Source organism: Brooklawnia cerclae, assembly GCF_011758645.1.
In the GTDB taxonomy this organism is placed as follows: Bacteria; Actinomycetota; Actinomycetes; order Propionibacteriales; family Propionibacteriaceae; genus Brooklawnia; species Brooklawnia cerclae.
The window spans coordinates 2,214,111-2,236,269 of sequence record NZ_JAAMOZ010000001.1 but is presented as its reverse complement, the minus strand read 5'-3'; the positions used below and the strand labels follow the sequence as shown (position 1 = coordinate 2,236,269).

20 protein-coding genes are annotated in these 22,159 nt (G+C 68.3%); 17 read left to right on the top strand and 3 right to left on the bottom strand.

Going from position 1 to position 22,159, the window contains the following annotated elements:
• The first annotated feature begins 204 nt into the window (after positions 1-204).
• From FB473_RS10420 to FB473_RS10410, 4 genes are all read left to right on the top strand, one after another.
• Positions 205-1,482 carry an MFS transporter gene (locus FB473_RS10420; protein WP_167169452.1) on the top strand — a complete coding sequence of 426 codons (1,278 nt, stop codon included), beginning with the start codon at positions 205-207 and terminating at the stop codon, positions 1,480-1,482.
• Entirely contained in the window at positions 1,479-2,297 is an 819-nt protein-coding gene (locus FB473_RS18005) for a sugar phosphate isomerase/epimerase family protein (RefSeq protein ID WP_243863533.1), read from the top strand. The genes FB473_RS10420 and FB473_RS18005 overlap by 4 nt, the downstream gene beginning before the upstream one ends.
• Positions 2,290-3,144 carry a phosphogluconate dehydrogenase C-terminal domain-containing protein gene (locus FB473_RS10415; RefSeq protein WP_243863531.1) on the top strand — a complete coding sequence of 285 codons (855 nt, stop codon included), beginning with the start codon at positions 2,290-2,292 and terminating at the stop codon, positions 3,142-3,144. The genes FB473_RS18005 and FB473_RS10415 overlap by 8 nt, the downstream gene beginning before the upstream one ends.
• A 133-nt stretch (positions 3,145-3,277) precedes the next feature.
• Complete coding sequence (locus FB473_RS10410) at positions 3,278-4,993, top strand: dihydroxyacetone kinase family protein (protein ID WP_167167119.1); 1,716 nt, start codon at positions 3,278-3,280, stop codon at positions 4,991-4,993.
• A gap of 12 nt (positions 4,994-5,005) precedes the next feature.
• Here the strand turns inward: FB473_RS10410 and FB473_RS10405 are convergent, their stop codons facing one another.
• A complete protein-coding gene (locus tag FB473_RS10405) occupies positions 5,006-5,638 on the bottom strand; it encodes a hypothetical protein (RefSeq protein ID WP_167167116.1) in 633 nt (210 codons plus the stop codon).
• 208 nt (positions 5,639-5,846) lie between these two features.
• Here FB473_RS10405 and pyrH point away from each other — a divergent pair, with 208 nt between their 5' ends.
• The 4 genes from pyrH (at position 5,847) to rlmN (ending at position 9,316) form a co-directional block, all read left to right on the top strand.
• Positions 5,847-6,560, top strand: a complete 714-nt coding sequence (gene pyrH / locus FB473_RS10400) for a UMP kinase (RefSeq protein ID WP_167167113.1) — start codon at positions 5,847-5,849, stop codon at positions 6,558-6,560.
• Between the two features lie 100 nt (positions 6,561-6,660).
• A complete protein-coding gene (frr, locus tag FB473_RS10395; RefSeq protein ID WP_167169448.1) occupies positions 6,661-7,215 on the top strand; it encodes a ribosome recycling factor in 555 nt (184 codons plus the stop codon).
• Position 7,216: 1 nt separating this feature from the next.
• A complete protein-coding gene (locus tag FB473_RS10390) occupies positions 7,217-8,101 on the top strand; it encodes a CDP-archaeol synthase (protein ID WP_167167110.1) in 885 nt (294 codons plus the stop codon).
• A gap of 42 nt (positions 8,102-8,143) precedes the next feature.
• Positions 8,144-9,316, top strand: a complete 1,173-nt coding sequence (rlmN, locus tag FB473_RS10385; RefSeq protein ID WP_167167107.1) for a dual-specificity RNA methyltransferase RlmN — start codon at positions 8,144-8,146, stop codon at positions 9,314-9,316.
• On the opposite strand, the gene FB473_RS10380 is transcribed toward rlmN, so the two are convergent.
• On the bottom strand, positions 9,300-10,418 hold the full coding sequence (locus tag FB473_RS10380) for an LOG family protein (RefSeq protein ID WP_167167104.1): 1,119 nt from the start codon (positions 10,416-10,418) through the stop codon (positions 9,300-9,302). The two genes, rlmN and FB473_RS10380, sit on opposite strands and share 17 nt — an antisense overlap.
• Before the next feature lie 71 nt (positions 10,419-10,489).
• Between FB473_RS10380 and FB473_RS10375 the strand changes: the two genes are divergently transcribed.
• From FB473_RS10375 to FB473_RS10355, 5 genes are all read left to right on the top strand, one after another.
• A complete protein-coding gene (locus FB473_RS10375) occupies positions 10,490-10,915 on the top strand; it encodes a hypothetical protein (protein WP_167167100.1) in 426 nt (141 codons plus the stop codon).
• Between the two features lie 76 nt (positions 10,916-10,991).
• Positions 10,992-12,140, top strand: a complete 1,149-nt coding sequence (gene ispG / locus FB473_RS10370; RefSeq protein WP_167167097.1) for a flavodoxin-dependent (E)-4-hydroxy-3-methylbut-2-enyl-diphosphate synthase — start codon at positions 10,992-10,994, stop codon at positions 12,138-12,140.
• Positions 12,137-12,973, top strand: coding sequence for a GNAT family N-acetyltransferase (locus FB473_RS10365; protein ID WP_167167094.1), 837 nt, complete (start codon positions 12,137-12,139; stop codon positions 12,971-12,973). The genes ispG and FB473_RS10365 overlap by 4 nt, the downstream gene beginning before the upstream one ends.
• An 80-nt stretch (positions 12,974-13,053) precedes the next feature.
• A complete protein-coding gene (locus FB473_RS10360; RefSeq protein ID WP_167167091.1) occupies positions 13,054-13,737 on the top strand; it encodes a TIGR00266 family protein in 684 nt (227 codons plus the stop codon).
• 347 nt (positions 13,738-14,084) lie between these two features.
• Complete coding sequence (locus FB473_RS10355) at positions 14,085-15,860, top strand: proline--tRNA ligase (RefSeq protein WP_167169444.1); 1,776 nt, start codon at positions 14,085-14,087, stop codon at positions 15,858-15,860.
• 48 nt (positions 15,861-15,908) lie between these two features.
• Here the strand turns inward: FB473_RS10355 and FB473_RS10350 are convergent, their stop codons facing one another.
• Complete coding sequence (locus tag FB473_RS10350; protein WP_167167087.1) at positions 15,909-16,925, bottom strand: DUF4439 domain-containing protein; 1,017 nt, start codon at positions 16,923-16,925, stop codon at positions 15,909-15,911.
• Positions 16,926-17,072: 147 nt separating this feature from the next.
• Between FB473_RS10350 and rimP the strand changes: the two genes are divergently transcribed.
• From rimP to infB, 4 genes are all read left to right on the top strand, one after another.
• Positions 17,073-17,606 (top strand): ribosome maturation factor RimP, encoded by a 534-nt coding sequence (rimP, locus tag FB473_RS10345; RefSeq protein ID WP_167167085.1) that lies wholly within the window; start codon positions 17,073-17,075, stop codon positions 17,604-17,606.
• 4 nt (positions 17,607-17,610) lie between these two features.
• Positions 17,611-18,585 (top strand): transcription termination factor NusA, encoded by a 975-nt coding sequence (gene nusA / locus FB473_RS10340; RefSeq protein ID WP_167167083.1) that lies wholly within the window; start codon positions 17,611-17,613, stop codon positions 18,583-18,585.
• Positions 18,586-18,629: 44 nt separating this feature from the next.
• Complete coding sequence (locus FB473_RS10335) at positions 18,630-18,896, top strand: YlxR family protein (protein ID WP_341770091.1); 267 nt, start codon at positions 18,630-18,632, stop codon at positions 18,894-18,896.
• Positions 18,897-19,122: 226 nt separating this feature from the next.
• Positions 19,123-22,155, top strand: coding sequence for a translation initiation factor IF-2 (infB, locus tag FB473_RS10330; RefSeq protein ID WP_167167079.1), 3,033 nt, complete (start codon positions 19,123-19,125; stop codon positions 22,153-22,155).
• Positions 22,156-22,159: the final 4 nt, after the last annotated feature.

Genomic DNA, 22,159 nt, shown 5'->3' with positions numbered 1-22,159 from the left:
GTTGACCAATCTGGGAAACGTGACCATACTGGTTCGCGTCGGGCATTGAGGTCCGTCAGCCGTCCCGCTCGTCGATGAGACGGGGCATCACACCTGCAGTTTTGAGGAGTCAACGTGGATTCTGGCGTCAAGGAGCCGAGATCGGATGTTGAGAGATCGGCGATCGGAAAGGTCTCGCGCCGCCTTGTGCCCTTCGTGGCACTGATGTTCTTCATCAACTTCCTCGACCGAACGGCGATCTCGTTCGCGGCACCCCATGGGCTGAGAGACGATCTGGGGCTGTCCGCTGCGCAGTTCGGGTTCGCATCCGGGGTGTTCTTCATCGGTTACATCATCTTGGAGATCCCCTCCAACCTCGCCCTGCACAAGTTCGGGGCCCGCAAGTGGTTGGCCCGCATCATGGTCACCTGGGGAATCGTGGCCGTGCTCTTCACGTGGGTTCAAAGCGCGGTGCAGTTGTACTGGTTGCGTTTCCTCCTGGGCGTCATGGAGGCCGGGTTCTTCCCTGGTGCGATCTTGTTCTTGTCGATGTGGGTTCCCGCGCGTCACAGGGCGAAGATCCTCGGGCTCTTCTACATCGCGCAGCCGCTGACCACTGCCATCGGAGCGCCCCTGGCGGGTTTGCTGATCCAGTTGCACGGCCTCTTCGGCCTCGACGGGTGGCGGGTCATGTTCCTCGGCGTCGGCCTTCCGGCGATCGTCGTCGGCATCCTGGCGCTCGTCATCCTTAAGGATCACCCGGGTGAGGCCCACTGGCTGACCTCCGAGGAGCAGGGCTGGTTGACCAGCGAGTTGGCCCGGGAGGCTGCCCAGACAGAGGCGGTGCACAAGGTCGGGCTCGCCGAGACCTTCCGGAACGGGCGCGTGTGGGCGCTGTCGTTCGTCTACTTCGGTTTCATCTACGGGTTGTACGCGTTGAGCTTCTTCCTTCCCACCATCGTCAACGGGTTCCGGGAGCAGCTGGGTGATCTGTCGGCCACTCAGGAGGGGCTGATCACCGGTGCGCCCTACGTCGTCGCCGCGGTCGTCCTCTATCTGTGGTCGCGCAAGGTCCAGAAGGACGGACTCAAGGTGTGGCACATCGTGCTCCCGGCCTTCGTCGGGGCCGTGTCGATTCCCACAGCCCTGTTCGTCCAGGGGAACCCCTTGGTGACAATGGTCTTCGTCGCGCTGACGGCGTGCTCGATCTTCGCGGTGCTCCCGAACTTCTGGACCTTGCCGACCCAGTTCCTGACCGGTGCCGCCGCGGCGGCTGGCACCGCGCTCATCAACACCGTGGGCAACATCGCAGGGTTCTCCGCCGGGTACATCACGGGTTGGCTCAAGGATCTGACCGGCGGGTACATCGTGCCGATGTTCGTCGTCGGGGGAGTCATGGCGATATCGGGCCTGATCCTGGTCAGTCTCAGGGGCGTGGACGCCCGGCGCGGCGGGCGAAAGGGCACGACCACCGACTCGGCGGACGAGGTGGCCATCGCATGAGCGTCGCACCGCGGATCGGCATCAGCACTTACGCGCTCTTCTGGGAGTGCTCGGAACGCAATCCCGAACCCATCGGGCCTGGCGGGATGCTCGATCGGGCCGCCGAACTCGGGTGCAACGTGCTCCAGATCTGCGACTACCGGCCCATCGAGCACCTGGAGGCCCGGGAACTGGCCGGGTTGCGCAGGCAGGCCGCCGACCTGGGCGTCGAGATCGAGTTGGGCACCCGAGGGGTTGAGGTCGAGCACCTTCGTGCGTATCTCGATCTGTGTGAGGCGCTCGACGCACACATGCTGCGCTCGATGGTCATCCCGGACGCCGGGTCGCATCCCACGGGGAGAGCGCTTGCCGCACTCGGCTCGCTCGCTTCGGAACTGGAGTCGCGCGGGGTGAGCATCGCCCTGGAGACCTATGAGCAACTCGCGGTGATCGACCTGGTCGGGTTGGTGCACGCGCTCGCCAGCCCGAGGATCGGGGTCGCGCTTGACCCGGCCAACTCGGTCGCCCGTCTGGAAGACCCCATCGACGTGATCCGCCGATGCGCGCCGATCACCCTCAACCTCCATGTCAAGGATTTCGGGTTCTCCCGCAAGGACGGCTGGGTGGGATTCACCTACGCGGGTGCCCCGATGGGTACCGGACTGCTCGACTACGCGTTCGAAGCGGCCATGGTGCGCCCCGTGCAGAGGGGCATCAGCCAGGTGGTCGAGCACTGGCTCGGTTGGCAGGGAGACATCACGACAACCGTCGACACGGAAAAACGGTGGACGAAGAGTGCCATCGAGTACATCAAGGAGAGGATCGACAATGACTGACAACCTTAAGCTCGCGGTGATCGGCGCGGGCGGCAAGATGGGGATGCGCGTCTCCGCGAACCTCCAGAAGACCGACTGGGACGTGAAGTACGCGGAGAAGAGCCCCGCCGGCGTTGCCCGCAACGAGGAACTCGGGCGTCATGTCGTCTCCAACGACGAGGCGGTCAAGGACGCGGACATCGTAGTCTTCGCGGTTCCGGACGTCGCACTGAACGCGGTGACGACCGAAGTGGTGCCCTTGATGAAGGACGGGTCGGTGGTGCTGACGCTCGACCCAGCCGCGGCCTACGCGAACCAGCTGTTCATGCGCGAGGGCCTCACCTACGTGGTCGCACATCCCACCCACCCGTCGGTCTTCCTGGAGCGGCACACTCCCGAGGAGTGGGCCGACACCTTCGGAGGGGTCGCGGCGCCGCAGAACGCCGTGGCGGCCATGTTCACGCCGTCGGACCACTGGAAGCCGATCGCCGAGAAGGTCATCGAGGTCATCTACGGCCCGGTCATCAAGGTCTACTGGGCCTCGGTCCACGACCTTGCGGTGCTGGAGCCGACGCTCAACGAGACCATCGGGTGCATGATCGGGCAGTTCCTCAAGGACGTCCTCGACTACACGGTCGAGGTGACCGACATGGACGAGGACACCGTCAAGGCGATGTTCTACGGGCACATCTACATCGCGCTGACCAACGCGCTGCGTGGTTCGAACCCGTTCTCCGACGCCTGCCTGCTCGCCATGGACTACGGTCGCGAGGCGATCATCAAGGAGGACTGGAAGCGGATCTACGACGACGCGGACCTCGACGTCGTCGTGGCGAAGATGCTGAAGCTCGACAAGATCGAGCGCTGACCCGTTCGGTCGCCGTCCCTCTCACGATCCCTGTGGATCCGGTCCTCGCGGGCCTGATCGTCGTGGAATCGTTCCGTGGGGCGGCGACCGCGCACTCGATCGAGGCGGAACCCGATCCGATGGAGCAGAGACGATGACGTACCTGGTGAACGATCCCAAGGAATTCGCGGCCGATGCCGTCAGGGGAATGGTCGCGGCGTTCGGCGACCATGTCGCGCCCGTGCACGGTGGCATCGTGCGGGCGACGACGAGCCCGGACGGGCAGGTGTCGGTGGTCGTCGGCGGTGGCTCCGGGCACTATCCGGCGTTTCCCGGCTGGGTCGGTCCCGGCATGGCCCATGGCGCGGTATGCGGGAACGTCTTCGCATCCCCCTCGGCCTCGCAGGTCGAGTCCGTGGTACGAGCGGCGGACAACGGGGGAGGCACCCTGCTCCTCTTCGGCAACTACGCGGGTGACTGTCTTCATTTCGGCGAGGCGGCGTCGTCGCTCGGGGCTGATGGCCTCGATGTGCGTGTCGTCACGATCTCGGACGACGTCGCGTCCAACACTCCTGATCACCACGGCGACCGGCGCGGCATCGCGGGCGACCTGCTCGTCGTGAAGGTTGCCGGCGCGGCCGCGGAGGCGGGCTTGCGGATCGACGATGTCGAGCGGGTGGCCCGCCGAGCCGGTGGCCTGACCCGGTCGCTGGGCGTCGCCTTCACCGGGTGCACGCTGCCGGGGGCGGACGAGCCGCTGTTCACGGTGCCGGCTGGGCAGTTCGCCCTGGGGCTCGGCATCCATGGCGAGCCCGGTATCTCCTTGCATCCCATGGCCACCGCTGCGGACATCGCGTCCCTGCTCGTCGACCGAGTGCTGGCGGAGGAACCCGACCGTACCGAGGACGGCTACCGGGGACGTGTCGCCGTGCTCGTGAACGGCCTGGGGGCCACGAAGTACGAGGAGTTGTTCGTACTGTTCGGTTCGGTCGCCGAACTCCTGGAACGGCGTGGACTGACGATCGTCCACCCGGTCGTCGGCGAGCAGGTGACGTCGCTCGACATGGCGGGTGCGTCCCTGTCGGTCATGTTCCTGGACGACGAGTTGGAGCGTCTCTGGCTGGCTCCCGCAGACACCCCCGCCTTCAAGACCGGGAGCGTCGATGTGCGCGAGCGCCGGCATGTGCGAACTGACGAGGTAGCAGGAAGCATCGTCCCCGGGTCGCCGGAATCGTCCGACCAGGCGCGGCGTGCCCTCGGGCTGATCGAGGTCTTGGCGGACGTCGCCACGCGGGCGGAGGCCGACCTGGGCAGGCTCGACTCGGTGGCCGGCGACGGCGACCACGGGCAGGGCATGGTGCTGGGTGCGACGGCAGCTGTGCGCGCCGCCCAAGATGCCGTCCGCGCCGGTGCGGGCATGCGCACCCTGTTCCGGACGGCTGGTGCGGCGTGGTCCGAAGGAGCCGGCGGTACATCCGGCGCGCTGTGGGGCGCCGCGTTGCGCGCGCTCGGGCAGACGTTGTCGGACGCGGAGTCGGCCGACGAGGAGAGAATCGGTGAGGCCGTCGTGACCGCTGCCTGGACCTTTGAGGAAGTGGGAGGCGCCAAGCCGGGTGACAAGACGATGGTGGACGCCACTCGCCCCTTCGCGGAGGTGTTCGATGCCCATCTGCGCGATGGCTCCACGCTGGCATGCGCATGGGGTGAGGCTGCCGAAGCCGCCACGTCAGCCGCCCAGCGGACCGCGGAGATCCCGGCGCGCAAGGGCCGGGCGCGCACGCACGGGGACGCGTCCCTAGGCCATCCCGACCCCGGAGCGGTGTCGTTCGCGCTGCTCATGACGGGGGTGGCGCAAGCACTGGGCCGCTGAGGAGCGGGCTGCCTATCCGCCGCATATGGGGCCGTATCCCGCCGGGAAATAGGTTACCCAGCTGCCGAGGAAGGTACTGCCGTAGAAGAGTGCGACGACCGTGATGGAGAGCAATGTGGACACCCATCTGTCTGGTTGCCGGACTGCTCGCACGACCAGCAGCACAATCAGTGCTCCGATAATGGGCGCAGCAATACGCCAGACAGTGATGTCGGGAAGCAAAGCATCGCCCGGCCTGATGCTGAGGACCATCGAATGGGCCAACACTGCTGCTACCACCACGACGGCAATCACATCTCGGCTTCGGATCAGGATGATCAGGACCACGACGATTGCTGCGACCTGGGTGGCCAGCCAACTGCACAGTCCGGCGATGAAAAGGACGAGGTCACCGCAGACGTATGCCGCGGCTACCGTGATCAGCCGGCGCGCGTTCATTGACCCACTCGGCCGAGGGTCGTCACGATGAGGTCCCGCCCAGGCAGCCTCCGCGTATTGGTCTTGCCAGTTGTCGGCCAGCGGTCTGGTTCCCCGGCGGTAGATATCCTCAGCGGCCTGTTGAAGCGCATCGGCTTGCTTGACGCACGTTGTGAGCAACTCTTCGAAGGGCGACGCATCAAATCCGAGCAACTGGCTCACCAGCATCCGGGATGCCTCCTTCCGGGCGGCGTGCGGACGGCCGCTCCCGATGCCAGGAACCCCCGGGGGCTATGAGGGATCTCAACCATCCCGCAGCCTACCGATGCGCAGGCTGACGTGGCGTCGTCCGCGGGCGGCTGCGCGGGGCGGAGGACACTCGCTGGCCTAGGGCACTAGGGTTATGGGGAACATTTTCCCTGCTCTGGAGGATCCAATGACCGAACCCTTCCGTCGAGTCCTGCTCAAACTGTCCGGAGAGGCATTCGGGGGAGGCAGACTCGGGGTCGACCCTGTCATCGTCCGTTCGGTGGCGCGGCAGATCGCGGCAGTGGTCGCGACGGGCACGCAGGTGGCCGTGGTCGTCGGTGGGGGCAACTATTTTCGTGGCGAGGAACTCCAGCAGGGCGGTATGGACCGCGACCGGGCCGACTACATGGGCATGCTCGGCACCGTCATGAATTCCCTCGCCCTCCAGGACTTCCTCGAGAAGGAGGGCACCGCGACCCGCGTGCAGACCGCGATCACGATGGGCCAGGTCGCCGAGCCCTACATCCCGCGCCGGGCCGAGCGGCACATGGAGAAGGGACGCGTCGTCATCTTCGGTGCGGGCTCGGGCATGCCCTATTTCTCCACGGACACGGTCGCGGCGCAGCGGGCGCTGGAGATCAAGGCCGAGGTGCTGCTGATGGGTAAGAACGGCGTCGACGGGGTGTACGACTCCGATCCGCGCACCAACCCCGACGCCAAGCGCTACGACGAACTCACCTACGACGAGTTCCTCGCCAAGGACCTGAAGGTGGCCGACGCGACCGCCATCAGCCTGGCCCGCGACAACCGCCTCGACATGGTCTTCTTCGCTCTCGACGACGAGTCGAACATCGGACGCGCGGTCGCCGGCGAGAAGATCGGCACCTGGGTGCACGCATGAGCCGTCCCGGCTTCGGCGACGGACGGGACCGCGGGGTTTCCCACTGGTCGCGGCAAGCCGCTAACCTCTCAAGTAACGCATTCTGGAAGGACGAATCGTGATCGATGACATCATCAAAGAGGCCGTCAGGAAGATGGCCGGTGCCCTCGACTTCGCGAAGGAGGACTTCGCCACGGTGCGAACCGGCCGGGCGAACCCGGCGATGTTCAACAAGATCGAGGCCGAGTACTACGGCACACCGACGCCGCTGCAGCAGTTGGCCTCGTTCCAGTCGCCCGAGCCACGCATCATGCTGATAACCCCGTTCGACCGGGGCTCCCTGAACGCGATCGAGAAGGCGATCCGCAACTCCGATCTGGGCGTCAACCCGGCCAGTGACGGGGTGGCGCTTCGTGTCGTCCTGCCTGAACTCACCGAGGAGCGGCGCAAGGAGTTCATCAAGGTCGTGCGCCACAAGGCCGAGGACGCGCGGGTCGCGGTTCGCAACACCCGCCGCCACGCCATCGACTCGGTGAAGAAGGCCGAGAAGGACAAGGAGATCAGCGAGGACGACGCCAAGCGCGCCGAGAAGCGCCTCGATGACGAGACCAAGAAGTCCGTCGAGGCCATCGACGAGCTCTTGAAGGCCAAAGAGGCCGAGCTGATGGCGGTCTGACGTGTCGGACGAGGACGCAGGGTCGCAGGCGGCGGCGTCCGAGCCCTCCCGGCCGCCGCGCAGCCCCGGCCGGAACCTGGTGGCGGCCATCGCCAGTGGCGTCGTGCTGGCCGCCTGGATCGTCGGCACCCTGTTGTGGTGGAACTGGGGATTCATCATCTTCCTGATGGCCTGTGTCGTGGTGGGCGTGTTCGAGCTCGTCCGCGCCCTCGGGCGGGTCGGCATGTACGCCAGCTACCCACCCGCCGGGATCGGCGGCTCGCTCACGATCGCCCTGTCCTTCTGGCTCGCCGACGCCTGGGGCCAGCTCGCGGGGGTCTCGGCATTGTTCGGTGGGTTGGCGATGATGGTCATCGCCGCTCTCCTGTGGCGCCTGCGCGGCCCGGTGTCCGGCTACATCCGTGATGCGGCGGGCTCGGTGTTCACCGTCGGATACGTGCCGCTGCTGCTGGGGACCCTCGGCCTGCTCCTGGCCCAGCCCAAGGGCAACTTGCGCGTCATCGTCTACTTCGTCCTCGTGGTGTGCCTCGACACGGGTGCGTACGCCACCGGCTCGCTCATCGGGCGCCACAAGATGGCTCCCCACATCAGTCCCGGCAAGACCTGGGAGGGATTCGGCGCCGGTGTCCTCCTCGCCGCGGTGGCGGGGGCGATCGCCACACCGCTCATGCTCGGCGGCGCCTGGTGGGCCGGGTTCGTCATCGGGCTGCTCGTGGCCGTCGCCGCCGTGACCGGCGACTTGGTGGAGTCGTCGATCAAGCGGGACGCCGGCCTCAAGGACATGGGCAGGATCATTCCCGGGCACGGCGGAGCCCTCGACCGGCTGGACTCGTTGCTGGTCGCGGCCCCCGTGGCCTGGCTGTCCATGCTGGCACTCGTGCGCTGAGCGGCAGGGCCTGTGTGTGGTCGCGTCGTGCACACTTGAACCATGACCATCACCGCGTCCGGGCCCATCGACCTCACAGACAAGTTCCTCGGTCCGGGACGCAAGCCGCCCGTCCACTGGATGGACCTCACCCCCGGCCAGCGCATCGAAGCGGTTGCGGAACTGGGTCTGCCCCGTTTCCGGGCGAAGCAGATCTCGACCCAGTGGTTCTCCAGGCTCTCGAACGACCCGTCGTCGTGGACCGATCTGCCGGTCGCCGTGCGGGAGCAGGTGGCTGACGCGCTCTTCCCGACTTTGCTCGGCGTCGCCCAGGAGCAGGTGGCCGACGGCGGGGCGACGACCAAGATCGCCTGGCGTGCGCTCGACGGGGCGATCATCGAGTCGGTCATCATGCGCTACCCCGACCGCATCACCATCTGCATTTCCTCGGAGGCCGGCTGCGGCATGGACTGCCCGTTCTGTGCCACGGGCCAGGGCGGCCTGCAGCGCAACCTGTCGACCGCCGAGATCGTGTGGCAGGTGTACGAGGCCGACCGGCGCCTGGCGGCCGGTGAGATCGCCGGTGGTCCCGGGCGCATCAGCAACGTCCTGTTCATGGGCATGGGCGAGCCGATGGCCAACTACAAGGCCGTCATGGCCGCCGTGCGGCAGATGCACGACCCTGCCCCCGACGGCCTCGGTATCGGTGCTCGGGGGATCACGGTCTCGACGGTGGGCATGGTGCCGCGCATGCGGCAACTGGTCGCTCAGGACCTGCCCTTCACCCTGGCCGTCTCGCTGCACGCCCCCGACGACGAACTGCGCGACGAGATCATCCCGCTGAACAAGCACTTCAACGTGGACGCGGTGCTGGACGCGGCCTGGGAATACGCGGCTGCCACCAAGCGGCGAGTGACCATTCAGTACATCCTGATCAAGGATGTCAACGACCAGACGTGGCGGGCCGACCTGCTGGCACGGCGCCTGAAGGCGCGTGGTGACTGGGGCTGGTTCCACGTCAACCTGATCCCGCTTAACCCGACACCCGGCAGCAAGTGGACCGCGTCACGTCCGGCCGACGAGCAGGCGTTCCGGGAGCACCTGGAGCGCGCCGGCGTCCCGGTCTCGATCCGCGTGGCTCGCGGCCGTGAGATCGACGGCGCCTGCGGGCAGCTGGCGTCCAACCTCGACGCGAGTCGCGGCAGTCGCCGCGGCACCGTCAACCCCGCTCGATGAGATAGTCCGCGGCCTCGTCCACGTCGTCCACGAGCAGCAGCCGCTCGCCCATCGTCCTGCCCGAGCCCAGGGCCTCGATCAACGGCCACACGGGCAGTTCCGTGGTCCAGTGCCGGGCGCCGACGAAGATCATCGGGAACACCTGCTCCGGGTCGGGGGAGTAGTAGTTGCTCGTCGCTGCCTGGAACACCTCCTGCACGGTGCCGGCCGCTCCCGGAAGGTAGATCAACCCGCCCCGGCAGCGCTGGAGCAAGGTGTCCTCGCGCAGGGCGTTGCTGAAGTACTTCGCGATCTGCATCGGGAAGACGTTGGTGGGTTCGTGACCGTAGTACCAGGTGGGAACCCCGATGGACCGTCCGGTGGCACGTGTGCTGCCCCGGATCTCGAGCGCGGTCGCCGCCCACATGGTCTCGTTGCCGGCGTAGGTGGGCGTCGCGGACAAGGTGTCGATGGCGTGGCTGAGCACGGCGTACTGGCCCGCCAGGTGCGCTCCGAGGTTGGCCGCCTCCATGGCGCCCGGTCCGCCTCCGGTCATCACCGTGTAACCGGCCAACGACAGCCGGGAGGCCAGACGTGCTGCGCCCACGTAGGCGTCGCTTCCCCTGGGCACGGCGTGGCCTCCCATGATGCCGACCGTGCGGCGGGCATCGAGGTCGGCGCACAACTCGTCCAGAGCGTCGGAGATGGCGTGGTCGTGCAGGCTCATCGCCAAAGTGGCGTGCAGCGGGGTGGGATCAGGCATCGAGGTGGCCCAGGCGTAGATGCGGGCGTCGCTGGTGCGCGCGTACTGCTCACCCCCGAGCAGGGCGTCGTAGAGGTCCGCGGGGCGGTAGAGCAGTGGACGATAGGCGTTGAACGGCAAGGCGGGAAGCTGCGGGAAGACCAGGGCGCCGCGGTCGCGGAGATCGTCCACCGTGTCGTCGGGCAGGACGCAGCCCAGGAACAGTGCCCCCCGCGGGTCGACGCGCTCGAGATCGGTCAGGCGCGAGCCGAGGTCGACGGACTGCATGACCCAACCGGTGATGCTGGTGGCGGTCGCGATGTTCGTGTCCCATGCCTCCAGGGTTTCGATCTCCATGGTCGGGACGTGGGCGTGGTACATGGGCCTCCTCGGCTCCGCTGGTTCGTCCCCGATGGTACGGGCAGCCCCCGGTGGCGTGCCAGACTGGAGCGATGCAGAGCGTGGTCATCGTCGGGGCGGAGGAGCCCCTCGGCAAGCGAGTGCTGGAGTTGATCGGGTCGCACAGGGACGAGTTCATGGTCGACGGCCTGGTCTCCCAGGGATCCCAGCCCCGGGAGCTGGCCGAGCTCGTCTGGGAGTTCACCCCGTTGCTCGTGGGTATCGCCGACGAGTACGCCGAGGGTGCCTTCCGTGATCAGCTGGAGGACATCGCCCTCGACAAGGGAATGGTCGACTGGGAACTGCCCGAGTTCGACGTGGTCGCGGGGGAGGGCGCCGCCGAGCGTGTGGCCGCCCTCGGGTGCGACGTCCTCGTGGACGCCGCCGCGGGTCGGCTGCGGTATCGGGACGGGACGGTCGTCGAGGCCCCGGGCGCCGACCAGCTGCTGGCGATGCTGGCGTATCGTCCTGGAAGCTAGGCTGGGTGTCAGACCCAACCCCGCAGGACGCGGGCCGGCCACGCGACTGCGGGCCGGCGCATGCAGGAAGCGAGCCATGAGCATCAACCTCGGGATTCCCATCCCAAAGACCGCCCCGGTGTTGGCGGAGCGTCGACCCACACGCAAGGTGCCTGTCGGCAAGCTCTTCGTGGGCGGTGACGCGCCGATCAGCGTCCAGTCCATGACCACGACGCCGACCAGCAACATCAACGCCACATTGCAGCAGATCGCCGAACTGACAGCCGCGGGCTGCGACATCGTCCGGGTCGCCGTGCCCAGCCAGGACGACGCCGACGCGCTGCCCGCCATCGCCGCGAAGTCGCAGATTCCCGTCGTGGCCGACATCCACTTCCAACCCCGCTACGTCTTCGACGCCATCGAGGCCGGGTGCGCCGGTGTGCGCGTCAATCCCGGCAACATCAAGGCGTTCGACGACAAGATCGCCGACATCGCCAAGGCCGCGACCGACCACGGCACCGGTCTGCGCATCGGGGTGAACGCCGGGTCGCTGGACAAGCGGCTCCGCGCCCTCTACGAGACCGACCCGGCCGGTGCCCTGGTGCAGTCGGCACTCGGCGAGGCGTCCCTGTTCGAGGAGGTCGGCTTCCACGATTTCGCGATCTCGGTGAAGCACCACGACCCGGTGATCATGGTTCAGGCCTATCGCCGCTTGTCGCAGGCTTGTGACTATCCGCTGCATCTCGGGGTGACCGAGGCCGGTCCGAGTTTCCAGGGCACGATCAAGTCGTCGGTGGCCTTCGGGGCGCTGCTGGCCGAGGGAATCGGCGACACCATCCGGGTGTCGTTGTCGGCGCCCCCGGTCGAAGAAGTCCGGGTCGGCATCAAGATCCTCGAGTCGCTCAACCTGCGACCCCGCCAGTTCGAGATCGTCAGCTGCCCGAGCTGTGGGCGCGCCCAGGTGGACGTCTACAAGCTCGCCAACGATGTCACCGAGGGGCTCAAGGACATGACCGTTCCGATCCGCGTCGCGGTGATGGGCTGCGTGGTGAACGGGCCCGGTGAAGCGCGTGAGGCCGATCTGGGCGTCGCGTCGGGCAACGGACGCGGGCAGATCTTCGTTCGCGGCGAGGTGATCAAGACGGTGCCCGAGGACGAGATCGTGCCCACCCTGATCGCGGAGGCGAACAGGCTCGCCGAGGAACTCGGCGAAGCCACGGGCACCCCCGAAGTAGTGGTCCGTTGACGGGTGCCCTGCGCGTCCTCGAGCAGGACGACCTGCCCGCCCTGCTCGAACTCCTCGAACGCGATCCGTTGGTCAACCTCTTCGTGGCATCCAGGGTGTCGACGCTCGGCCTCGCTCCCGAGTTCCTCGGCTGCCCGGTCTACGGGTTCGAGCGGGGCGGTGAACTCGTGGCCGCCTGCCACGTCGGTTCCAACCTGGTGCCGGTCGGCGACGATGACGAGGCCGTGGACGCGTTCGTCCAGGCGATCGGGCGCAGAGGTTCCATCGCCTCGATCATGGGACGAGCCGACGTCGTCGTCCGCCTGCACGACGAGTTGTCTCGCCGGTGGGGAGGCGGCTGGAAGCGTCCCCGCGACATCCGGGCCCACCAGCCGCTCATGGTCATCGACACAGACCCCGTGGTCGCGCCCGATCCGCGGGTGACGCGGATGACCGAGGACTACTACGACGCCTACTTCCGGGCGGCGGTCGCCATGTATTCCGAAGAGGTCGGCGTCAGCCCGCTGGACGCCATGGGCAGTTACGGGCGCTATGTGCGCTCGCTCATCCAGATGGGACGTGCCTTCGGCGGGATCCAGGACGGGCGGGTCTGGTTCAAGTCGGACGTGGGATCGGCCTGGCGGGGACGCTGCCAGGTGCAGGGGGTGTGGCTCGACCCCAGGCTTCGCGGACGAGGCATGTCCCGTGGGGCGATGGCCCAGGTTGTCGTCCTGTGCCAGCAACGGTTCCCGACGGTCTCGCTGTACGTCAACGACTTCAACGTGCGGGCGCGGCGTCTGTACGAGGCGGTCGGGTTCCGCACCGTGGGGGAACTCGCCACCGTCCTGTTCTGAGATGACCGCCGCCCCGCGCGGCAGACTCGCCGAACACCGATGTGTGGCGAATTGACACCCTGTCTTGTCAGACTTGGGGCATGGAGATCAGCCTGCGGCACAACCCATCGTTCGCGGTGGCCCGTGTATTCCTCGCTCCCAACGAGCCCATGAAGGTGCAGAGCGGGGCGATGATGGCCCACAGCAACGGCATCCAGGTCGACGCGAAGATGGAGGGCGGCCTGATGGCCGGCCTCAAACGGTCGATGCTGGCGGGTGAGAGCCTCTTCATCACCACCATGACGGCTCCTCCCCAGGGCGGATGGGTCGACGTGGCAGGCACCCTGCCCGGCGACATCATGCCTTTGGAGATACAGCCCAACCGCCCCTTCTTCATCACTCGCGGGTGCTGGATCGCGAACTCGCATGCCGTCGTCACCGATTCCCGCTGGGGCGGCGCGAGCAACTTCTTCGGCGGGGAGGGCGGCTTCGGTCTGCAGGCCAGCGGTCAGGGTCTCGTCCTGCTGAGCGTCTACGGGGCGCTCGACGTCATCGACCTGCAGCCGGGCGAGCAGGTCGTCATCGACAGCGGCCATGTCGTGGCCTACGACCTGGGCACCAGGTTCCAGCTACGCCAAGCGGCGCGTGGGCAGGTCTGGAAGACCCTCAAGTCGGGCGAGGGCTTCGTCTTCGACTTCTACGGCCCGGGGCGGATCTTCCTGCAGACACGCAACCCGTCGGCGCTCGAGCAGTACATCCGCGCGGCGGCTCCGTCGTCCAGCTAGGCGGGACGACGGAATCGGTCGGCCAGGGGGACGGCCGGGGCGCTACGGGAGATGGAATGAGCGATTCCCTCCGCCGCTCCTGCTGCGCAGGACTGCGAGTAACGCGGCTCGCGTGAACGGATGAGGTCAGTTCACGCGGGCCGCGTGATTTTCGCGCGGGTGGCGTGACTTCCGGCGGGTGTTGTACGGCCCGCGGGAGATCACGGCGCCCGCGTGAAGTCAGGCGGCCCGCCGGAACGGGCCGGGGCAGCGTCCGGAAGCCCCCTGATCGACGTGGATGCCCGCCCGCGAAAACCGCTAGCCTTGTCGGAGCACCTGAGTCGAGGAGTAAACCCGTGATCACCCGGATGAGCAAGCTGTTCGTGCGCACCCTACGCGAGGACCCGGCGGACGCCGAGGTCCCCAGCCACCGTTGGCTGGTTCGCGCGGGCTACATCCGGCGTGTCGCGCCCGGCATCTACTCCTGGCTGCCGCTCGGGCTGGCCGTTCTGCACAAGGTCGAGGCGATCGTCCGGGAAGAGATGAACGCGATCGGGGCCCAGGAAGTGCTGTTCCCGGCGCTGCTCCCGCGCGAGCCCTACGAGCAGTCCAATCGTTGGACCGAGTACGGCGACAACTTGTTCCGGCTGGTCGACCGCAAGGGTGCCGACATGCTGCTCGGCCCGACTCATGAGGAGATGTTCACCCTCATGGTCAAGGACGTCACCAAGTCGTACAAGGATCTGCCGCTGTACCTGTACCAGATTCAGACCAAGTACCGGGACGAGGCCCGCCCCCGCGCCGGGCTGTTGCGTGGCCGTGAGTTCACGATGAAGGACTCGTACTCCTTCGACGTCGATCAGGCGGGGCTGGACGCGTCCTACCAGGCTCATCGTGCCGCCTACATCAAGGTCTTCGACCGGCTCGGCTTCGAGTACGTGATCGTCGACGCCCACTCGGGCCCGATGGGTGGCTCGGCGTCCGAGGAGTTCCTGGCGGTCGCTTCCAACGGCGAGGACACCTTCGTGCGCTCGCCGGGTGGTTTTGCCGCCAACGTCGAGGCCGTGCAGCGTCCCCTGTCGCCCGAGCAGGACGCCTCGGGTGTCCCCGCGGCGGTCGTCCACGACACGCCCGATTCAGGCACCATCGACACGCTGGTGGCCCAGGCCAACACGTTGTTCCCGAGGGACGACCGGCCGTGGGAGGCCGGGGACACGTTGAAGAACGTCTTGTTCAAGCTCACCTATCCCGACGGACGCACCGAGGCGCTCGCCATCGGCCTGCCCGGCGATCGCGAGGTCGACACCAAGCGTCTGGAGGCGGCGGTCTCGCCGGCCGAGGTGACCACTTTCAACGAGGAAGACTTCGCCAGGTATCCGGGACTCGTGAAGGGCTACATCGGCCCCCGCGCGCTCGGGTACGGGCCGCTGCCCGAGGGTGCGGAGCCCCCGGCGGACGCGGTCCACTACCTCGTCGACCCGGCGGTGGTGCCCGGTACCCGCTGGCTGACCGGGGCGGACGAGCCGGGTCGTCACGTTGCCGACCTCGTCTGCGGACGCGACTTCACCCCCGACGGGCACCTCGATGTCGCCGAGCTTCGCGAGGGGGACGAGGCTCCTGACGGCTCCGGGCCGCTACATCTTGCCCGGGGAATCGAGATGGGGCACATCTTCCAGCTCGGCACGAAGTATGCCAAGGCCCTGGGTCTGCGGGTGCTGGACGCCAACGGCAAGCTCCAGGTCGTCACCATGGGTTCATACGGCATCGGCGTCTCCCGCGCGGTCGCCGTGGTGGCCGAGGCCACCTGCGATGACAAGGGTCTGTGCTGGCCACGGGAGCTCGCGCCCTACGACGTGATGGTGCTGGCGACGGGCAAGGGGGACGAGATCGCCCAGGCGGCCGAGCAGATCGCCTCCGAACTCAGCGCGCGTGGCGTCGCGGTGCTGCTGGACGATCGCAAGGCGAGCCCGGGTGTGAAGTTCGCGGACGCCGAGGTGCTCGGCATGCCGACCGCTGTCGTGGTCGGCCGGCGACTGGCAGACGGGTTCGTCGAGATCCGTGACCGCAAGTCGGGCACGGCGCGTGAGGTGTCCGTGGCGCAGGCGGCCGACGAGGTACTCGCCGAGATCGGCCCGGCTGTCTGACGAGCCCGGCAGGCCTCCGGGACGGTTCTGTACTCCCGGGGACGCGGGTCACACCCAGCCGGGCCAGTGTGGCAGCGCCACCCCGTGAGAACGGGCGCGTCCGGCCTGCGTGACCATCTGGTCCAGCGCGTCGGCGCGTCCGTCGGCATCCGCTGCGGCGAGCCGTGCCCAGCCCGCCATCACGGCGAGTTCCAGTTCGCCCCAGATCCGCTCGATCTGCGCGGAGTCCGTCGCGTCGCCGGGAAGCGTGAATTCGGGGGGTGGCGCCGAGGCGGTGGCGCCCGTTGCGGTGATCGCGGCGGAGGTGTCGTCCCGCTCGCGCATGGCCTCGCCGAGCCGTTGGGTGACGGCATCGACGCGTGCGTCGCCGTATCCCAGTCGTCCGAGCAGAGTCTGCAGGCCGAAGACCAGTGCCCGCTGGTGGCTGAGCAGCACCTGCCGGGCGTCGGCGGGTGTGCCGGCGTCCACTTCGGCGGGCACCGCGGTGCCCTCCACGGGTGCCGGGCCGAGGGCGTCGATGCTCCCGCCGGCCAGAGCAGCGGCGTAGACCCGGGTCGCCAGCGCCTGGGACAGCCACAGCAAGGCCCAGGCGGACGACGTCGCAGACCCCACCGCGATCGGGGCGAGCAGGTCGGCCAGCGCCGTCTCCTGCGCGGCCAGTACGGTCAGTGCCTCCTCCGGGGAGCCGGGGACGCCCACTCCGCGTGAGGCCACGTCGTCGATCGGTGAGTGATCGGCCTGCACGCCACCCAGCGGATCGGCCTGCGCGAGCACCGTCAGATGTGCCGTGTGGGTGTCGGCCAGAGCCGTGCACCATGCCGCGAACGTGGGGTCAGCTCCCGGGATCCCCGCGCATCCGGAGGCGAGATCGGCGAGCGTGGCGGCGCCGACGGCCGCGGCCCGGCGCTTGTCGTCGAGGGTCGGGGTCGCCGACGCGCTGCGCTCGCCTCCGGCGGTGATGAGGGGGCTGGGCGAGCAGGCGGTGAGGACGCCAGCGGCACCCATGCCGAGCAGCGCCAAGAACCGTCGGCGCGTCCAGTCCGCGTCCGGCAACTGCACACCCATGGCCCGCACGATACCCGGAGTGCGTCCCCGACCGCGCGCTCACCCGCCCCGCCCGCTGCGATGGCCTAGACTGTGGGGATGACTGCGGTTGCCAGGCCACTGGTGAGGCAGTCGCGAGACATAACCCATCCGACAAGAGGACCACGCATGAACCAGTCGAGGCTCAGCGAGCTGTTGGCTCCCGTGTTGTCCACCCAGGGGCTCGAGTTGGATGACCTCGAGGTCGTCCCCGCCGGCAAGCGGCGTGTGGTCCGGGTCGTCGTCGACGGCGACGGCCCGCAGGGCCAGGGGCCTGATCTCGACCAGATCTCCACGGCGACGCGCGCGGTGTCGGACGCGCTGGACGCCTCGGACGCGATGGGGGACCGCCCCTACACCCTGGAGGTGAGCAGCCGCGGTGTGTCGCGTCCCCTGACCAGACCGGCCCACTACCGGCGCAACATCGGCCGCCTGCTGACCGTGACGCTCGCGGGCGGCGAACAGATCACCGGACGCGTCGTCGCCGCCGACGAGGAGTCGGTCAGTCTCGCCGACGGCGAAGCAGTCGCGTCCTACCTTCTGACCGACGTGCACAAGGCCGTCGTCCAGGTGGAGATGAACCGACGACTCGCGGACGATCCCGGCGAGACCGATGAAGAGGACTCAGGGCTCGACGCCACTGAGCCTGATGGTAAGGAGTGACGCGATGGACATCGATCTGGCTGCCCTGCGGATGATCGAGCGGGACAAGGAGATCCCCTTCGACTACCTCATCAAGGCCCTGGAGGACGCGCTGCTCAACGCCTACGAGAAGACCGACGAGGCCAAGCACGGCGCGCGGGTGGTCATCGATCGCCGAGCGGGCACGGTGGCCGTGACGGTGCCGGAGTTGGACGCCGAGGGCGAGGTGGTCGGCTGGTACGACGACACGCCGAAGGACTTCGGACGGGTTGCGGCGTCCACCGCCAGGCAGGTGATCTTCCAGCGCCTGCGTGAGGCCGAGGACGAGCAGAAGTACGGCCGGTTCGCCGCGTCGGAGGGCGACATCCTCACCGGCGTGATCCAGCAGGACCGCGACTCGCGCACGGTGCGGGTCGACCTGGGCCAGATCGAGGCGTTGATGCCGCTGGCGGAGCAGTCCCCCGGCGAGGAGTACACCCACGGCAAGCGCCTGCGGGTCTACGTCGTGAGCGTGCGCAAGGAACTGCGCGGTCCGCAGGTGATCGTCAGTCGCACGCACCCCAATCTCGTCAGGAAGCTGTTCGCCCTCGAGGTGCCCGAGATCGAGCAGGGCATCGTCGAGATCAAGGAGATCGCCCGCGAGGCCGGTCACCGCACCAAGATCGCGGTGCACTCGAACAGTCCCGAGGTGAACGCGAAGGGTGCGTGCATCGGCCCCATGGGCCAGCGCGTGCGTGCGGTCATGCACGAACTCAACGAGGAGAAGATCGACATCGTCGACTGGGACGCCGACCCGGCACGCTTCGTCGCGAACGCGCTGAGCCCGGCCAAGGTCACCGGCGTCACGGTCGTCGATGCGACGGCGCGCACCGCCCGGGTCGTCGTCCCGGACTACCAACTGAGCCTCGCGATCGGTCGCGAGGGCCAGAACGCACGGCTGGCCGCCCGGCTCACCGGGTGGCGCATCGACATCAAGCCCGACACGGCTCCCGAGGGCTGATGGACGATACGGCGCCCTCGGCGTCCGGTCCGCTTCGTACGTGCGTGGGCTGCAGAAAGGTCGTGCCGGCCGCCGCGCTCGTGAGGTTCGTGTGCCGGGGAACTGAACTGGTGCCCGATCCCTCCCGCGTCGCGCCGGGCCGGGGGGCCTGGTTGCATCCCGACCCGGCCTGCATCGACCTGGCCCGTCGACGCGGCGGATTCGCGCGCAGCCTTCACCGGAAGGTGGACGATGCCGTGCTCGGCGAGTTCGCGTCCGCGGTGGTCTCGGGCGATTGGCCGGGTTGGTCAATGGGCTTGCCCAAGGGCTAGACTATTTACCGCGTGTCTTCCGGGACGACCCCGGAGAACTCCAGCCCTGCCACTCCCGCCGCTGGACCACCGAGTGCGAGCGGCTCTGGTGGCGTGCGGGAGTATCGCCCTGATCACGCACAACCAGAAGGTGGGCAATCGCTCATGACCACTCGATGAGTACGCCGAGATGAGCACCATCACCAACTAGTGGTCCTGGCCCCGGGCCTGGACCTGAAGGAGATCAGTGGCCAAGGTCCGTGTCTACGAGCTCGCGAAGGAGCTCGGACTGGAGAGCAAGGAGCTTCTCAACACCCTGAACGAGATGGGCGAGTTCGTCCGCTCGGCGTCGTCGACCATCGAGGCGCCGGTTGTCCGCAGGGTGACCGAGAGAGTGAAGGGTGGCGCCGGTGGCGGCGCCCAGGCGCAGGGGTCCGCCTCATCGGCCCCGAAGGGCGGCAGGCCCGCCGGCGGCACCCCGCGCGCCGCTGCGACACCCGCCAACACCAGACCAGCATCCCCCGCGAAGCCGCAGGCGCCCGCGGCGAGCCAGGGAGCCCAGGTCGGCCCGCGGCCGACCCCGGCGCCCCGTCCGGGCCCCGCGCCCCGTCCTGCCCCGCAACAGCCGGGCAACCGCTCGTCGTCGGGATCGCGTCCCGCGCCCGCGTCGGGGTCGCGTCCGACGCCCGGCCCGCGTCCCGGCGTCCCGCACCCCGGCCCACGGCAGGGCTCCGGGCAGCAGGGCCCCCGACCGGCGACGCCTGGGAACCACACGGGCCAGGGTGGCCATTCCTCGGGTCAGGGCAATCGGCCCGCCTCGGGCAATCGAGCCACTCCCGGTAACCGTGCGACCCCCGGTCCGCGTCCCACGCCGGGTCCGAAGCCTTCGGTTCCCGGAGCGGGAGCGCGTCCGGGCTCGTCCGGGGCCCAGAACGGGCAGGGCGGAGGCGGACGTCCCACGCCTGCCAGCGTGCGCAGGCCCGGCACCCCGCGTCCCGGGAACAACCCGTTCTCGTCCTCGCAGGGCATGGGGCAGTCCCGTCGCTCGCAGGGCCAGAACTCCGCGCGCCCAGGTCGCGACGGTGCCCGCTCTGGCGACAACCGTGCGCCGCGCTCCGGTGGTGGCGATCGCATGCCCCGTCCCGGCGGCACCGGCGGGCTGCCACGCCCCAACCCGGCGATGATGCCCAAGCACGCCAATCCCAACCTCGGTAGCGGGCAGACGAACACCCGCGGCGGTCGTTCCGGTGGTCCCGGTCGCGGCCGTGGGTCGGGCGGTCCCTCGTTCGGTGGCGGCGCCGGTGGTCCCAGCGGTGGTGGCGCCGGTCGCGGCGGCCGTGGCGGGCGCGGTGGCACCCAGGGTGCCTTCGGGCGTCAGGGCGCCAACCGGCGCGGGCGCAAGTCGAAGAAGCAGCGCAGGCAAGAGTTCGACGAGATGCAGGCACCCACGATCGGTGGCGTGCGCATCCGTCAGGGCGACGGTCAGATCGTCCGCCTTCGCAGGGGCGCCTCGCTGACCGATCTGGCGGAGAAGATCCGTGTGGAGCCCGCGCAACTGGTCCAGGTGCTGTTCAACCTGGGCGAGATGATCACGGCGACCCAGTCCGTTCCCGACGAGACCCTCGAGGTTCTCGGCGCCGAACTGAACTACTCCATCCAGGTCGTCAGCCCGGAGGACGAGGACCGCGAGCTCCTGGAGAGCTTCGACCTCGAGTACGGCGAGGACGAGGGCGATGAGAGCGACCTTGCCGCGCGTCCCCCGGTCGTGACGGTCATGGGCCACGTCGACCACGGCAAGACGAAGCTGCTGGACGCCCTGCGCCACACCAACGTGCAGGCCAAGGAGGCCGGCGGCATCACCCAGTCGATCGGCGCCTATCAGATCGAGACCGAGGTCGGCGGCGACGAACGCAAGATCACGTTCATCGACACCCCTGGCCACGAGGCGTTCACCGCCATGCGAGCCCGGGGTGCGAAGTCCACGGACATCGCGGTGCTCGTGGTGGCCGCTGACGACGGCGTGATGCCGCAGACCATCGAGGCGTTGAACCATGCCAAGGCCGCCGATGTACCGGTCGTGGTGGCGGTCAACAAGATCGACAAGCCCGGGGCGGACCCCACCAAGGTGCGTGGCCAACTGATGGAGTTCGGGCTGACGCCCGAGGAATACGGTGGCGACACCATGTTCGTCGACGTCTCCGCGGTCACCCATCAGGGCTTGGACTCTCTGCTGGAAGCGATCATCCTGACCGCCGATGCCGCTCTCGATCTGCGGGCCAACCCCGAGATGGCCGCTCAGGGCGTGGCGATCGAGGCACACCTCGATCAGGGCCGCGGCCCTGTCGCCACGGTTCTCATCCAGCGCGGGACTCTGCACAAGGGCGATTCCATCGTCGCGGGCAGCGCCCACGGGCGCGTCCGTGCGATGATCGACGATCACGGCGACACCGTGGACGAGGCTCCGCCCTCGATGCCGGTGCAGGTGCTCGGCCTGACGAGCGTGCCCGGCGCGGGTGACAACTTCCTGGTCGTCGAGGACGACCGGATCGCTCGCCAGATCGCCGCGAAGCGCGAGGCCCGCATGCGGGCCGCACAGCAGGCCGCGGGTTCCCGCCGCAAGACGCTGGAAGAGTTGTTCGAGCAGATGGAGAAGGGCGAGACCAGCGAGCTCACCCTCATCCTCAAGGGCGACGGCGCTGGTTCGGTCGAGGCCCTGGAGGATGCTCTGGCGAAGATCGATGTCAGCGACGAGGTCAGCCTGCGCGTGATCGACCGCGGTGTCGGTGCCATCACCGAGACCAACGTGTCGCTGGCCGCGGCGTCAACGCCTCACGCGGTGATCATCGGCTTCAACGTTCGTCCCACCGCCCAGGCCGCACGCCTGGCCGATCAGGAGAACGTCGACATCCGCTACTACTCGGTGATCTACGACGCGATCGACGAGATCGAGGCGGCGCTCAAGGGCATGCTCAAGCCGATCTTCGAGGAGAAGACGCTCGGCCGTGCCGAGATCCGCGAGATCTTCCGCAGTTCGAAGTTCGGCAACATCGCGGGCTGCATGGTGCTCGACGGCGTCATCCGCCGCAACGCGAAGGTTCGCCTGCTGCGCGACGGGGTGGTGGTGACCGAGACGACGGTGGCCTCCCTGCGCCGCGAGAAGGACGACGTCACCGAGGTGCGCGAGGGCTTCGAGTGCGGCATGACACTCGCCAGCTACTCCGACATCCAGACCGGCGATGTCATCGAGACCTACGAGATGGTCGAGAAGCCGCGTAGCTGACGTT